At 55.1% G+C, this 205-nt stretch carries 1 tRNA gene and 1 rRNA gene; both read left to right on the top strand.

Features of this window, described 5'->3' with window-relative positions:
* Nucleotides 1-8: 8 nt before the first annotated feature.
* Nucleotides 9-124, top strand: a 5S ribosomal RNA gene (rrf, locus tag AC0IXC_RS29490).
* A gap of 5 nt (nt 125-129) precedes the next feature.
* Nucleotides 130-205: transfer RNA gene (locus AC0IXC_RS29485), tRNA-Val, on the top strand.

Below are 205 nucleotides of genomic sequence, written 5' to 3'. Positions count from 1 at the left end.
GAATATAGTCTGGTAATGATGGCAGAGAGGTCACACCCGTTCCCATACCGAACACGGAAGTTAAGCTCTCTAGCGCCAATGGTAGTTGGGACCTTGTCCCTGCGAGAGTAGGACGTTGCCAGGCAAAATGGAGGATTAGCTCAGCTGGGAGAGCACCTGCCTTACAAGCAGGGGGTCGGCGGTTCGATCCCGTCATCCTCCACCA

The organism is Bacillus sp. AC266, from assembly GCF_979253805.1.
This window is presented reverse-complemented; position numbering and strand designations above follow the sequence as displayed.